The sequence below is a fragment of the Telluribacter roseus genome, from assembly GCF_017355915.2.
Lineage (GTDB): Bacteria > Bacteroidota > Bacteroidia > Cytophagales > Spirosomataceae > Telluribacter.
Map to the genome: position 1 here is coordinate 284,255 of NZ_JAFEUV020000006.1, position 14,041 is coordinate 298,295.

Genomic DNA, 14,041 nt, shown 5'->3' on the forward strand with positions numbered 1-14,041 from the left:
GTCCTTCATATACCCAAAATTCAGCATTCAGAATTCACTAATTCAGAATTCCATCACTTATCCAGCCAGTCTTTGAAAGGAGTGATTTTCTCTTTGCCGATGAATACCTCCGCCTTGGGAGCGGGAGCCAGTTCCAGCTTGAGCTTGCTCTGCGAGTAAGTATGGATGTTTTTGATGCTGGACAGCGACGCCAGAAACTGGCGGTTGGCCCGGAAAAACTCGTCGGGATTGAGCATCGTTGTGAGCTTGTCGAGACTGTAATCGATCGGCAGGCGCTGGTTGTCCTTTGTGACCATGAAGGTGACTTTCTCTTCCGAAAAGAAATACGCCACCTCGGCTACGTCGATGGTACGGATGCGGGTACCTACCGTCACCATGAAGCGCGTCTTGTACTCGGGCTTATTCTGCCCGATGGCCTGGAGCAGGGTGTCCAGATCAGTGCGGGAAAACTGCCGCTTCATGGACTTGAACTTGTCAATGGCGGCCGAAAGGTTCTCAAGACTCACGGGCTTGAGCAGGTAATCAATGCTATTGACCTTGAAGGCCCGGATCATGTATTCATCAAAGGCCGTGGTGAATATGATAGGTACCTGCAGATTGATCTGGTCAAAGATGCGGAAGCAGAGGTCATCTTCCAGGTGGATATCCATAAACACCAGGTCGAGCTCCGACATATGCCCCTGCAGAAACTTTACGGCTTCCCGGACGGAGGGAATCTTGTCCAGTACCTGAATGGTAGGGTCGTAGCGGAGCAGCAGGCTTTCTAACCGCTCGGCGGTCAGATCTTCATCTTCTATAATGAGTACGTTCATGACTGTACAGTTAAATGTATGGGTAGTTCAAAGGCAAAGGTGGCGCCGCGGTCGGGATGGTTTTCGTACCAGATGTCGCCGTTAAGTTGCTGGGTTAGTTTTTTGGCAATGGCCAGTCCCAGTCCGTTGGAGCTTTCGCCCGCTGTGGGCCGGGTAGAGAGGCGTGTAAACTTCTGGAATAGCTTGTCCAGCTCATCCAGCGGTATGCCCGCTCCCTCATCCTGCACGCGGATAACCAGGTATTCACTGGAGGTTTCCAGACTGATATGAATCGTACCGCTGACCGGCGAGTACTTAATCGCGTTTGAGATCAGGTTGTCCAGTATCTGGTACACGGCATCGGGGTCGGCCCACGCCTGGGGATATACGCCGGTAGTCTGGGCGCTGACCTGGATGTTCTTGGCCGACAGTGTATCCTTATACACCCCAAGTACTTTATCGATCTTCTTCCTGAGGTCGACAGGCTGCCAGTTGAGCAGTACCTTGCCGGATTCGATGGCATGGATGCTCAGGAAGTTCCTGATCAGGTTGAGCATCTTATCGGTGCACTGCAGGATATTCTGAGCTTGGGTGGTACAGTCGCCGGTATGGGTTAGGATCAGGTTGGCCTGGTGCTGGATGTTGTAGAGCGGGTTCTTGAGGTCGTGCGAGACGATCTGGAGCAGCTCGTTTTTCTCCTCATTTAGCTTTTTCAGCTCGCGGTTTTTGATCTTGATCTCGAGGCTGTTCTTTTCGATTTCGCGGGCGTCTTCTTCGGCCTTCTCCTTAGCCAGCCGCAGTGATTCTTCCAGCTTTTTCCGCTGTGTGATGTCCCGCACGTTGGCCAGTATGCCGCCAATAGCCTCGTTATTGAGCTGATTGGAGGCGTGGGTTTCCAGGTGGCGGTAGTATCCGTTTGCGTCCTGTACCTGGTACTCCACCGTTACTTCCTGCATTTCACCCATGACTAATTTAGCGAATGTATCGAGCATACTGGGCCGGTCGTCCGGATGAATCCACCAGAGGGGCTCCTTTGGCTCGTTGAAGCTCTGCATGGAATATTCTAGCAGGTGGCTCTCCCGGTTGGTAAACAGGATCTTGCCTTCCGCGTCGAATATCTGGATGGCATCCTTGATACTTCCCATGATGGTCTGGAAGCGCTGGGCACTCTGAGCCAGCCTGTTTTCCATTTCCTTATGATCGTGTATGTCCCGGATGTTCAGGATGATGCCATTGACCAGCGGGTTGTCCAGCTGATTGGAAGCGGTGGCTTCCACCCAGCGCCAGGTACCATTCTTGTGCAGAAAGCGCCAGCTGAATACAATAGGAGCGGGTTTTTCGCAGCACTGGTTAACAAACCCAAAAAACGTATCGCGCACCCGGTCGCGGTCGTCAGGATGATGAAGAAGGTACTGGCTCCGCATCAGAAACTCCTCCGGCTCGTAGCCCAGTACGCGCCTGACGGAGGGGCTCACGTAGCGCTCTATGCCCTTTGCGTCGGATATGACAATGACGTCGGAGCTGTGTTCGATCAGGGCTTTGAATAGCTCAGACTGACGATGAATCTCTTCGGGACTAATGCCGCTATCTTCATTATTCATGGGGGGTACGTACATTTATTATTAGAGGGTTATCCACAAAATGCCGATGAAGCGCGGGCAGGCTTCACGGTATTTTATGGAAAGTTACATGATTAAACATCACCTTCCAAAGGTTTTGGTACTGTACCTCGTTTAGCATACCAGTAGTATATTGAAGAACAGGAGTATGTTAGGTTTCTAAATTGAAGTATTCAAGTGTAGGGCGGATTCTGTCTGGTTAATTATTTCTGAACGACCGGTTGGTTACTCGTGTTACAGGCTATTGTGTGGTACTAGAAGGCTTCTGCCCGTTCGTAATTGGACGGAAGGAGCGGAACCGTCACCTGAAACTGCTCGGAACTCTCGGTAACCTGCACGACCTGCTCGGTGTACATCTCGTAGCGCTGGCAGATCGTAGAGAGGCCCTGCGGAATGGTACGATCCGGGACCGAGCGTATCTGCAGGTTATTACTGACTACCAGCTGGCCATCGGCGCGGGTACAAATCGTTACCGTAAGCGGCTCGGAGGCTGACATCCGGTTGTGACGGATGGCATTTTCGATCAGGAGCTGTAAGGTAAACGGGAGCAGGGTCAGGCTGGCAGCGGCCTCGTTGCATTCAAAGTGTACCTTAAACTTACGGGCAAAACGCACCTCCTGAATAAACGCGTACGATCGGGCAAACTCTATTTCGGTCCCCAGCGTGACCAGCTGGTCGTCCTTCTGCTCGAGCAGATACCGGTATACCCGGGCCATGTGGTCAATAAACTGTTCCGACAAGTCAGGGTCTTTGCGGACTAGCGAAGAAAGCACACTCAAACTATTAAACAGGAAATGAGGACTTACCTGATTCTTCAGGGCCGCAAACTGGGCCTGGAAGTGTACGTTAGGCAATATATCTCTGGAATCTGACATGGAATCAATTTCATTGGCACGTGGTAGAACGGGTACGTCCTAATGCTGTGCAAGTTCTAATATTAAGGGCTATTTGAAAAAAAAGGTGTACCAGGCTGGCGATATTTTCGACTGAACCAGCGAATGCTACCGACGAAGGTGCTCCTCTCTTTCAAATAACCCCTGTTGATGAAGTGAAAATTGAGTCAGAGAATGATCAGAACTGGATACCAACGTTGAGTCCCGGCCACATCATGACGCGCGTCCGGTTGTTGATTACTTTGTTGTACACATTGTAGCTGCTCCACTCGCTTCCGATGGTACCATCGGCGGTTTTCAGATCAGATACCTGTACGTTAAAGGTTGGGGTAACCGTCAGGGCAAAGCGGTTCTTGATAGGAAATATAAAGCTGGCGCGGAGCTGATTCAGCTGGTTTATGGCGTTCCAGGAGTCGCGGCCTTCTACGATCCGGTAGGCAATGGCTTCTACACTAAGCTGGCTCTTCTTGCTCAGGTCGAAGTTGGTACCTAATCCGTAGCCGAAGCCCCAGCGGGTGTTGTCAGTCTCGGGTAGGGTAGCACCGGCCGTAAACAGGTTGTAGAACTTGCGGTTACCGCCCATCTTGAGGGCTACGTTACCGTACAGTACATCGCTTCCCCACACTTCTACGCGGCGGTAGCCATCTTTGGCCAGGTTGATAAGTCCGATCTGTACACCATCCACGTGGCTGGCAACGTTGATAAGGCCGATCTGGGCCCCTTTGACGTTGCCCCCGGCTATATTGACAATACCCGCTACCTGAGCGCCATCTACCGAACCGGCTACATTGGCAATGCCCCCAAACTGGGCCCCGTTAACGTTGTCGCCGGTAATGTTAGCGATACCACCAAACTGAGCACCCCGTACTTCACCACCCACTACGTTGGCAATGCCGCCGAACTGGGCACCCGTTGCTGAGCCTCCGGTGATATTTACGATCCCGCCAAACTGAGCTCCGTTTGCCGATCCACCCACGGTATTGAAGATCCCGGCAAACTGGGCACCCCGTACATCACCGGTTTCGATGGCAAACAATCCGCTGATTTCGACTCCATTCAAGCCACCGGCGGCTCCGCCCAATAGGTTCAGGGAGAAGTTATTGATGTACCGGGTACTGTACAAGCCGTTGGTACTAAGCGGGGGCACAAAGCTGACCTGAGCGGGGCGTAGTTCCAGTTCTTTTTCAGGAGTGGCGTCAGATTGAGCAAAGGAATTCAGGCTAATGGCTGATGCTAGTGAGAGGGCAATAATAGATGTTTTCATGGCTGTTTTATTAGTTACTGGTCTTTGGTGAATTTTATTGAAATTGTTATGTCTCTGTTCAGGACACCTTACTGGCGGTTTGCCCTATCTTTTTTTGCGCTTTTTTTAGTCAGTACCTCCAGGGCCTTATCAAGTACCGTATCTTTTCCGGCTCTTACGTCCTGAATAGTAGGGGCTACGTACACGTCGGGCTGGATACCTATACCTACCCACTCGGTACCGTCGTAGAAGTAGTCACGCTTGGCGCAGATGCGGGCCGAACCGCCACCCGGCAACCGGAAGAAGACGGGCTGTCCGGTACTACCACCCGAAGGTTCGCCAATGATCAGTCCGCGCTTCGACTGCTTGAACGACGACAGGAAATCCTCGGCGGCCGAGAAGGTGTAGGAGCTGCTCAGTACCACTACCGGGCCGTGGAAGTAGTCGGACGTGTCAGGGTTGGTGATTTTGTAGTCATACTTGTCACCAAACCAGCTGTTAGGTCCGCCCCAGGCGCGCTTTACCGCCTGGTAGTTGCGGCTTTCCCACTTCACCAGCGGAAAGTCTTTGTTGGTCAGTCGGGCCAGGATATCCCAGCCGTTGCCACTGTTGCCGCCGCCGTTCTCACGCACGTCCAGGATGAGGGCACTGGCCCCTTTGAGCTGAGGGTAGATGGCGTTAAACTCGGCTTTGATCTTCTCGTCGTTGAAGCTGTTGAGGGCGACGTAGGCCACGTTGCCCGGCAGCAGGCGGTACTCGAGCAGGCGACGTGACGTAAAGAAGCTTTCGAATGGAGTATTGTATGTGAGCATGCGGGTCAGTACCTGGCCGTTGGCGGTCCTGAAGGTCACTTCTACGGGCTCTTCCTTTTTACCCAGCAGGAACTGGAAGCCGTAGGTGGCGTTCAGGCGGTACTGCTCGGTATTGGAGCTGACGTAGGGGCGGATGGTGCGGTTGGCAAAAGCATGTACCTCTTCACCGTTGACGTGGGTAATTTCCATGCCCTTCTGCACGCCCTGCGTCGCGAGTTTTTTATCTACTACATCAAGTACCAGTACCTTACCTTCCACCAGGGCGGTTACTACCCCCACCTTGGCGTGCTGGTTCTGGACTTCCATCGGAGGGTACACGCCGGTGTGGCCGTCGTTCAGCTGGGCGAACATCTCCTGGAGGGTCAGGTAGTACTCAGCGGTACTCTTGCTTTTCTGTACTTTCGGAATGTAGCTGACGTACAGGCTGTCCCAGTCCAGGTTGGGTACTTTGTCGAAGAAGGCAAAGTTGTACTTGGCCTCCGACCACGCCAGCGACAGACCCGCCAGCTTCTCCTGCTCAGTCAGATCTTCTTTATAGGTACTTTCCCAGACGGGGCTGTTCCAGCGGGCGCCCTGTTCGTAAAGTGTTTTGGAGGTAGTACCCTGTTGTGCCAGGGCCAGGGAAGCGGTACTTAGCAGGCAGGCCAGGGTGAATATCTTTTTCATGGCTTTTGGTTTCGTGTCCATTGGTTTGATGGTTCAAAAGTACCATGGTAGTAACAGGTTGTAAAAACAGTGTGACCGAAGTGGCAATTTTGAACGATGAAGCCGGGGAATGAGGCGAAGAGGGTTTAGGCTGTCTGACTGCCTACTTAGGATCTGAAAAAATAGTACACTACGGCTTGATTGAAGGTGGTAGAAAGGGGAGGAGTGAAAGCAAAAAAGCCCCATAGAGGGGCTTACCATGTGGAAGTACCAGACAAAGACTCAGAACCGGTACCCCAGGTGAATGGTAGCGAAGGGAGTGAACCTGCCTTCCTTGAAATCCAAGTTGCTGAACTTCACCTTGTCGTTCTGGAACTGGTAGTCTACGCTGGCCCAGGGGGTGATGTACAGGCCGCGCGCTTGTCCGTCCTTGGGCTTCTTAAAAAAGAAGCGATACCCTACCTGCGGACCTACACTCCACGAGTGGCCGGTATCCTCAGCCCCCGATTCGCGGTGTTTGGCTTTGGTAGTACCATTGCCCCCTCCGATTCCGGCAAACAGACCGGCACCCGATTTCCTGAACGAGTAGTTGGCCTTGAGGCCATAGCCCTGCTGCTTTACGTCGAAACCCTCGTTGCCATGGAAGGCCTCCGGAACCCCAATCCCATACACACCCAGGTCAAACGCCCAGCGGCCGGGCTGATAGATACCATGTACCGAGTACCCTTTGAGGAGGTAGGCAATGGGATCCACCTCCACGGCGAAGGTGTGGCGGATGGGTTGGTCCTGAGCCCAGGTGAGTGTACTTACAAAAGCGAATAGGAGTGATAAATAAATCTTTTTCATGGCTGTTCTTTGTTTTGATTAACTGACGCAACAAAGATAGATTCAGCCGGAGGGCGGGTGCTACTTTAAAATACCGAAGTGGCGATTTTGGGCGAAGAAGCTGCTGAGGGTAATGAAGAAAAGGTAAGTGCCCTTTATTTCTAAACAAGATTCCCGACAGATACCTATCGGGAATCTTGTTGGTTTATAGCTATTAGAATTGAGGCTAAACAAATTTACTCATTCGCTCTTTCTCTACTAGCTTGTCCAGCCGTACGATGCTCTGTACCATGGCCCGGACGCTGTGGTAATTGATCTTCCAGGAGTGGCTCATGTGTGTCCAGATGGGCTCGCCCTGGCGCGTGAGCAGGGGCTTCCATTCACCTACCTGGTGGTCAATAACGTGGTCGAAGACAAAGCGGTGAACAGCATGATACGCCTCCAGAAAACGCTCATCTTCGTACACCCGATAGGCATCCAGCAAACCAATAAGTACCTCGGCCTGCTGCCAGAACTCCTTCTCCCGGTCATATACCTCTCCCGCATGTGATCCTTCCACAAACACACCCCCGTACTCCCAGTCGATGCCGTATTCCACGGCATGGTTAAACGACTGCAGGAGCTGCGTGCGAAAGTCTTCGTGCGGGATACCGAGGATGTCCAGGGCGTGCATGAGCAGCCAGGCAAACTCCACATTGTGGCCGTAGCTGGTATTATCTTCAGCGGCACTCTTGGTACCGTCTTCGGTAAAGCGGTCCCAGCCCCACACGATGTCAAATTTGATCTGCGGCGCCACGCGCCAGTCGGCCCAGAACTGCGGAATACCCGTGCCGTAGTCGGGATGCATGATGCGGGTGGTAAGCAGTTGGATCACCTCCAGCAACTTACGGCGGTGTACCTCCTGGCCGCTGCATTCGTAGAGCGTGGTGAAGGCTTCCATCAGGTGCATGTGGGCGTCCAGTGTTTTGCGGTCACCTCCGGCAGAGCCAGGCCCTTTGAGCGTCCAGTCGCGCTGGAACATCTCGAAGTACCCCCCGTAGTAGGTGTCAACGGCGTACTTCTGCAGCAGGTCAAAAACCTTCTGGGCGTACTCCAGGCCGCGCGGGTCGCCGGTAGCCAGGGTATACTCGCTGAGGCTATAGATGGCGAAGCTGTGTCCGTAGACGATCTTTTCGTCAATTTTGACGTTGCCCCGGCGGTCCATGAGCCAGTAAAAGCCACCGTGCTCGGGGTCCCACATCTTGTTGAGGAGGAAGTCCACTCCGTGTCGGGCCATGTTGGCAAACTGCCCCTCGCCGTACCCGGCCCGGTGTACCGACGAAAAGGTATAGATGCTGCGGGTTTGGGCTATGAGTGACTTTTCGTCTTCGCCGGTGTCGTTGCCGTCCTTGTCGAAGTGGGTGATAAAACCGCCGTTCTCGCGGTCTACACAACGTTTTTCCCAGAAGGGCAGGAGTTCCTGTGTCAGGTGGTGGTGGGCCTCCTGTCGGTACTGTGTGAGCTGTTCAATATTCATTCAGCGTGGTATGAGTGTTGGGTTTAGGGAAATTACAGTAGTGTTAAAGGGGGACTCTAACATTAGCCCAGGCGTACAGCCTTGCCGGTTCTGGCCGCCTGGTAAATGGCCTCTACTACCCGAATATCCCTCAACCCTTCCTCACCAGGTACCAGCATAGGCTTGTTGTTCTTGATAGCCAGCGCGTCATCGTCCATCTGCCGGGCCTGCTGGTTATCCAGCGGGTAGTTGATTTCTCCCAGTGTGCTGAAGCCCCTGTTGCCACTGTAAGCGGTAGCGGGCTCCATCAGCAGGTTTCCTTTTTCATAATTGACTTTCAGGAAGTTGGTATTGATGCCAAAGCTGGTTGTACAGTTGGCTACGGCTCCACTGGGGAAGTGCAGCTGGAACATGGTCGTTTCGTCTACGTTCTTATAGATCTCAGGGCGGTTGGTCAGGTGGCTGGCCGTAACCAGTATGGGCTCTTCCCCGGCCGCCAGCCGCGCGCCCTGCAGGGCGTACACGCCCATGTCGTACATCACACCGCCGCCCAGCTCTTTCTTTTGCTTCCAGTGGTCGGTGCGGCCTTCATTATAACCTGCCGAGCTGTGGATCAGCTTTACCTTTCCCATCGGCTTTTCCTTCGCGATCTTCATGTACGCCTGCGTGTTGGGATCGTGCTGACAGCGGTAGCCGATAGCCAGGCTGCGCTTGTTGTCGCGGCAGGCCTTGATCATCTCCTCACATTCTTTGACACTCATCGCCATAGGCTTCTCGCAGAACACGTGCTTACCGGCTTTGGCCGCCCGTACCGTATACTCCTTGTGCATGGATGGCGGCAGTACCACGTACACGATGTCAATGTCGGGGTTGTTGGCTATCTGGTCGAAGTTCTGGTAGTTGTAGATATTTTTATCCGGTATGTTGTACTTCTTCTTCCACAGTTCGGCCTTAGCGGGGGTACCCGTCACAATTCCGGCCAGGTAGCAGTGCTGCGTTTTTTGCAGGGCCGGGGCCAGCAGGTCGGTACTGTAATAGCCCAGGCCAACCAGAGCAATTCCCAATTTGTCTTTTGCCTGTTTTTTAGCAAAGGTCCAGGAAGGCAGCAGGTTAGCGGCAGTTAAGCCTGCCATGCCGGTCAAAAAATCACGGCGGGTAGTAGATTCGGAAGCTGAAAAAAGTAGGTTCATCAGGGGCAGACTAGTTTTTGGGTTACAATCTAAAAGCACTTGAAAGGCCTGCTTTACTATTTTTTGAGCAGACCGGCCTGTGCAGGTACAGTTTATGTAAAGTTATTGATAAACTATTTTCCCAACGGCTTATTACATGACCTGGCCCTGGCTGCACAAACAGTTTACTAAATGGAAGAGCTTTCTGACGAAAGGTACGTCCATTAATCAACTTTCATGGAGTATAACCCTTTCTATTCTCGTAGGGGTGTTTCCACTAATCGGCACCAACAATCTTTTGATTGCGTTGCTGGCGATGAAGTTCCGGCTAAACATGGCCCTGATGTTTGCCATTAGCTACGCCCTGTATCCGGTTCAGATCCTGTTGCTGGTACCTTACCTGCGTATTGGAGAAAAGGTACTGGGGATAGGGGCTACCCCGCTGAGCTGGCAGGAACTGAAAGTGAGCTTTGGCCTCGGGATTTTACCCATGATTAATAAGTTTGGTGGCGCCCTGTTGGTTTCGACGGTAGGTTGGTTACTGACAAGCCTGCTGATCCTCAGTGTGCTCAATTACTTCTTCAAATTCATTCTCCGGAAAACCCTCCCTGCGCGGTGGGCGCAGGAACAGCAGACCAATACCGCTGCGGCACCAGCCAATGTTTTAACAAGTGCTTGTTAAGTAAGTGCCTGCTGATGGTTCGGGCTTAGCCGGGTATCTGTCTTTAAGTACCCTTGACGATCTTTCTCCACTTCACGGACAGCCCTAAAAAGAGGCTGCATCAGCCATGTATTCGTAGTATATTCCGTCAGAAATCCTTTCCTGAAAAAGCTTCGAACGAAAATTTTGCCCAATTTTACGGAGGGTACCTCAGGTACCAGGGTAACTGCTGATCTTTTTCTTTTATGACCAATTCTGAAATTATAGATATACTCGAGCTGACGGCCAAGCTGATGGAGCTGCACGAGGCTGACTCATTTAAAATAAAAGCCTACAGCTCGGCCGCTTTCAACCTGGACCGGCTCACCGACCGGAACATAGCCACAATGGCCCCCGCCGACCTGACCCGTATACCGGGTGTGGGCAAGAGCGTAGCCGGGAAGATCCAGGAGATACTGGAAACCGGAAAACTACGTGAGCTGGAAGAGCTGATGGACAAGACACCGCCGGGCATCCTGGCGATGTTTAAGGTAAAGGGCATCGGTGCCAAGAAGATCGCAGTGATCTGGCGGGAGCTGGGTATTGATAACTTGCGTGACCTGGAACTGGCCTGCCAGAGCGGGCAGATTGCTAAGCTGAAGGGCTTCGGCGAAAGTACCCAGCAGAAGATCCTGGACTCGCTGGTGTTCCTGAAAGGACAGGCTGGTAAGCTCCGCATGGATATAGCCGGTGCGCTGGCGCAGTCGTTGCGTGACGAGCTGGTCACCCTATTTGATAAGGTAGAAATAGCCGGCGAAGTACGCCGTAAGACCGAAATCGTGGAGACGGTGAGGCTACTGGTAGGGGCGGATTCGCCCGTGGCGGTACAGCAAAAACTTAATGGCCTGCATATACTGACTCAGGACATAAAGCAGTCGTCTCCTTTCGTTTGGCGGGGCAAGGCCATGGACGTAGAAGTACGGGTAGAAATCGTGATAGTACCCGAGGCGCGCTTTGCCAATGCGCTACTCCTGGAAACGGCTGCCGAAGCCCACCTGGCGCAGCCGGTTATTGGTGGAGGTACCCTGCTGCAACTGGCCCTGGCGGAGCCGGTCGCGACGGAGGAAGAACTGTACCAGAAGGCCGGGGTGCCCTACATAGTACCCGAGATGCGCGAAGGCCTGGGCGAGTGGGCCTGGGCACTGGACCATAGCCCCGACGACCTTGTGACCTGGGACCACCTGAAAGGCATCCTGCACAACCACAGTACCTACTCCGACGGACAGAACACGCTGGAACAAATGGCCTTGTTCTGCCGGGAGCTGGGCTTTGAGTACCTGGGTATGGCCGACCACTCCCAAAGTGCCACCTACGCCAGTGGTTTGCGTCCCGACCAGGTGGAGCGGCAGCACGAAGAAATTGACCGCTTGAATGAACGCTTCGCCCGGGAGAATTCAGAGCGTCCGTTCAAGATACTGAAAGGTATTGAATCGGATATCCTGGGTGATGGCTCCCTCGACTACACCGATGATATACTGGCTACCTTCGACTACGTAGTAGCCTCCGTACACAGCAACCTGACCATGACGCAGGACAAGGCCACCGCCCGGCTCCTGCATGCCATCGAGAATCCATATACTACCATACTGGGCCACCCGACGGGGCGGCTGCTCCTGTCGCGGGAGGGGTACCCCATAGATTACAAAGCCGTCATAGATGCCTGTGCCGAAAGGGGCGTGGTCATCGAGATTAACGCCAACCCCTGGCGACTGGACCTGGACTGGCGCTGGGTCCGATACTGCATGGAGAAAGGCGTGATGCTAAGTATCAATCCTGATGCCCACGTGCGGGAAGGCTACTACGATATGCACTACGGCGTAGCCGTGGGGCGCAAAGCAGGCCTTACCCGGCAGATGACGTTCAATGCGCTGTCGCTGGCGGAACTAGAGGCTTATCTTAAGAAAAGGAACACCCGGTAGGAGCTACTCCTGAAAGCTGATCTGGACATCCGGGGCCAGATCCAGAGTGGCCCCTTCTTTTACTTCCAGACTGCGCATATGTATGGTACCTGTATCTATCGTGATGCTATGGCCTGCCTCTATGATTACCTGATCCTTAGAGGTAGGTACGCAGTTACACGACCAGGTAGCGGGGGCGCTCCAGCTCCCGGAGGCTACGGAACTGATCAGTGGACGTGGTACAATCGTAACGGCATAGTCCTCGGTTTCACCGTATTCATACGCCGAACACGGCTCGACTGGGCTCTGATTGTACTGCAGCCGTACCCGGAGCCGGGTAGTACCGGTAGGTGCCTGATCCGGAATGTTGAATGAGCCAGTCAGTACGGCATCTGCACTGACAAATACTAGCTTATATACCATCTCTTCCGGCTCGAACAACTGATTGTTGTTAAAGTCCAGCCAGAGCGTGATTCCCTCCCGGTACCTGCCCGGATGCCGTAGTGTAAAGCTGTAGGTATACCCCTGACTAAGTGATGGTGGTGACACGGAGGTGGTATAGTCGCTGTATCCGTTGGGGGAGCAGCTACTGGTATGGCTCAGCAGGCTGGTACCGTTATGGAGGATCGAAAAGTTACTGATTACGTCATCGTCATTACAGTTGGTACTGCCAGGGATGCAGTAACAGTACGTAACCGAAGCGTCAAACGCGACGGTTACGGGAGTGCTATAGACGGCACTGGCATTGGCCGCCACGACCCGGTAGTAGTAGACCCGGCTCGGATCAGCTACCACCTCCCTGTCGGTATACTGAGAGGAGTTGGCGGCTACCTTGCCTACGGCAACAAAGTTACCATCCGGGCGGGTAGACCTTTCGATGATATATCCGCCTTCGTCACTGGCCTCATCCGTCCAGTTCAGCGTAATTGAGCAGTTTTGATAAAGGGCCGTTAGCTGGGAAGGAGCCGGTGCTTCCGGTTGGCATACCAGCTTATAGGTACCATGCTGTTCAGTTAAAAGCATCCGGTAGAGATATCCTTCGTGCATCCGGCCCAGCTGCCCTTCCGTGAAGCGGTTTCGGCAGCTATGGTAGTACGACATCAGGTTCCGGAGGTCCGGGCTGTATAGTTCGCCCCTAGCGTCCCGGTGTTCGGTATCGGTATAGGTACAGGTTCTGGGGTCGTAGGTACTATAACGGTCGGCGGGGGTATCACAGAGCAGATCACCGGCCGTTGTGCAGTTGGCTCCCTCACCGCGGGTTACGAGTTCTTCACCCAGGCTGGTTTCGTGCGTGTGCAGCAAGCTCCAGTAGTGGCCCATTTCGTGAGCGAGGGTAGAGCCATTAGAGGTAGCGTGGTTGTACATGATAATCCGGTTTTCGCGCGGATCGCTGCTCGGGAACGCTGAAATCCCGTTGATGGGAGACCCTCCGTAGTTGACATTATTACAGAAGTAGATGTTGATGGCGTCGTTGACATTGTGCAGGGTTAGCCTGGCGTCGTCCGTCAGCACCTCGCAGTCGGCCAGATCATCGTCATCAATATAGTGAATAGGGCCGCATAGGTAAAACTGCATGTGTAGGGGCTGGTACTGGGCATTCATGGTAGCTAGCGCACTGTTGAGTGCCTCGACGGAAAGCCCTCCGGTGCCGTTTTGTTTTCTGACAATATGCGCCTTGATGGGTATCTGTACGGTAGGGTACTCTTCGGTACTACGGCCTTGCTTCTTTTTTTTCTTTACCGCGTCCTCCATCTTTTTCACCTTATCGGGGGCAGGAGGCTCTGTGCCACAGTCACGGGGGAGCTGCTCGACCGTAGATTTCTTTTTCTGAGCCATGACTTGCCCGGCCCATTCAATACTCACAATCCAAAACACAGCCAGTAAGGCAAGTAAACGTACTTTCATCACAATCGGAGGGGATTTGTAACTCTTCCGGGGAGGAAGGATTCAA

General features: G+C 53.3%; 11 protein-coding genes. 2 read left to right on the plus strand and 9 right to left on the minus strand.

The features are described from left to right. Window positions 1-53: 53 nt before the first annotated feature. The 8 genes from JTN23_RS13850 to JTN23_RS13885 all read right to left on the minus strand — a co-directional run bounded on the left by JTN23_RS13850 (window position 54) and on the right by JTN23_RS13885 (window position 9,513). A complete protein-coding gene (locus JTN23_RS13850; protein WP_247235437.1) occupies window positions 54-812 on the minus strand; it encodes a LytR/AlgR family response regulator transcription factor in 759 nt (252 codons plus the stop codon). Next, a complete protein-coding gene (locus tag JTN23_RS13855) occupies window positions 809-2,392 on the minus strand; it encodes a sensor histidine kinase (protein WP_247235438.1) in 1,584 nt (527 codons plus the stop codon). The genes JTN23_RS13850 and JTN23_RS13855 overlap by 4 nt, the downstream gene beginning before the upstream one ends. Before the next feature lie 272 nt (window positions 2,393-2,664). Next, complete coding sequence (locus JTN23_RS13860; protein WP_247235439.1) at window positions 2,665-3,285, minus strand: sensor histidine kinase; 621 nt, start codon at window positions 3,283-3,285, stop codon at window positions 2,665-2,667. Window positions 3,286-3,481: 196 nt separating this feature from the next. Further along, complete coding sequence (locus JTN23_RS13865; protein WP_247235440.1) at window positions 3,482-4,567, minus strand: LA_2272 family surface repeat-containing protein; 1,086 nt, start codon at window positions 4,565-4,567, stop codon at window positions 3,482-3,484. A 68-nt stretch (window positions 4,568-4,635) separates the two neighbouring features. Further along, a complete protein-coding gene (locus JTN23_RS13870; RefSeq protein ID WP_247235441.1) occupies window positions 4,636-6,024 on the minus strand; it encodes a S41 family peptidase in 1,389 nt (462 codons plus the stop codon). Between the two features lie 261 nt (window positions 6,025-6,285). Then, entirely contained in the window at window positions 6,286-6,849 is a 564-nt protein-coding gene (locus JTN23_RS13875; RefSeq protein WP_247235442.1) for a porin family protein, read from the minus strand. Between the two features lie 205 nt (window positions 6,850-7,054). Further along, window positions 7,055-8,344 (minus strand): AGE family epimerase/isomerase, encoded by a 1,290-nt coding sequence (locus JTN23_RS13880; RefSeq protein ID WP_247235443.1) that lies wholly within the window; start codon window positions 8,342-8,344, stop codon window positions 7,055-7,057. A 62-nt stretch (window positions 8,345-8,406) separates the two neighbouring features. Continuing rightward, window positions 8,407-9,513 carry a Gfo/Idh/MocA family protein gene (locus JTN23_RS13885; RefSeq protein ID WP_409049449.1) on the minus strand — a complete coding sequence of 369 codons (1,107 nt, stop codon included), beginning with the start codon at window positions 9,511-9,513 and terminating at the stop codon, window positions 8,407-8,409. Between the two features lie 136 nt (window positions 9,514-9,649). Here JTN23_RS13885 and JTN23_RS13890 point away from each other — a divergent pair, with 136 nt between their 5' ends. Beyond that, on the plus strand, window positions 9,650-10,174 hold the full coding sequence (locus JTN23_RS13890) for a DUF2062 domain-containing protein (protein ID WP_247235444.1): 525 nt from the start codon (window positions 9,650-9,652) through the stop codon (window positions 10,172-10,174). A 224-nt stretch (window positions 10,175-10,398) separates the two neighbouring features. Beyond that, window positions 10,399-12,111 carry a helix-hairpin-helix domain-containing protein gene (locus JTN23_RS13895; RefSeq protein WP_247235445.1) on the plus strand — a complete coding sequence of 571 codons (1,713 nt, stop codon included), beginning with the start codon at window positions 10,399-10,401 and terminating at the stop codon, window positions 12,109-12,111. Window positions 12,112-12,114: 3 nt separating this feature from the next. On the opposite strand, the gene JTN23_RS13900 is transcribed toward JTN23_RS13895, so the two are convergent. Continuing rightward, window positions 12,115-13,995: a GEVED domain-containing protein gene (locus JTN23_RS13900; protein WP_247235446.1), complete on the minus strand. Its 1,881-nt coding sequence runs from the start codon at window positions 13,993-13,995 to the stop codon at window positions 12,115-12,117. Window positions 13,996-14,041: the final 46 nt, after the last annotated feature.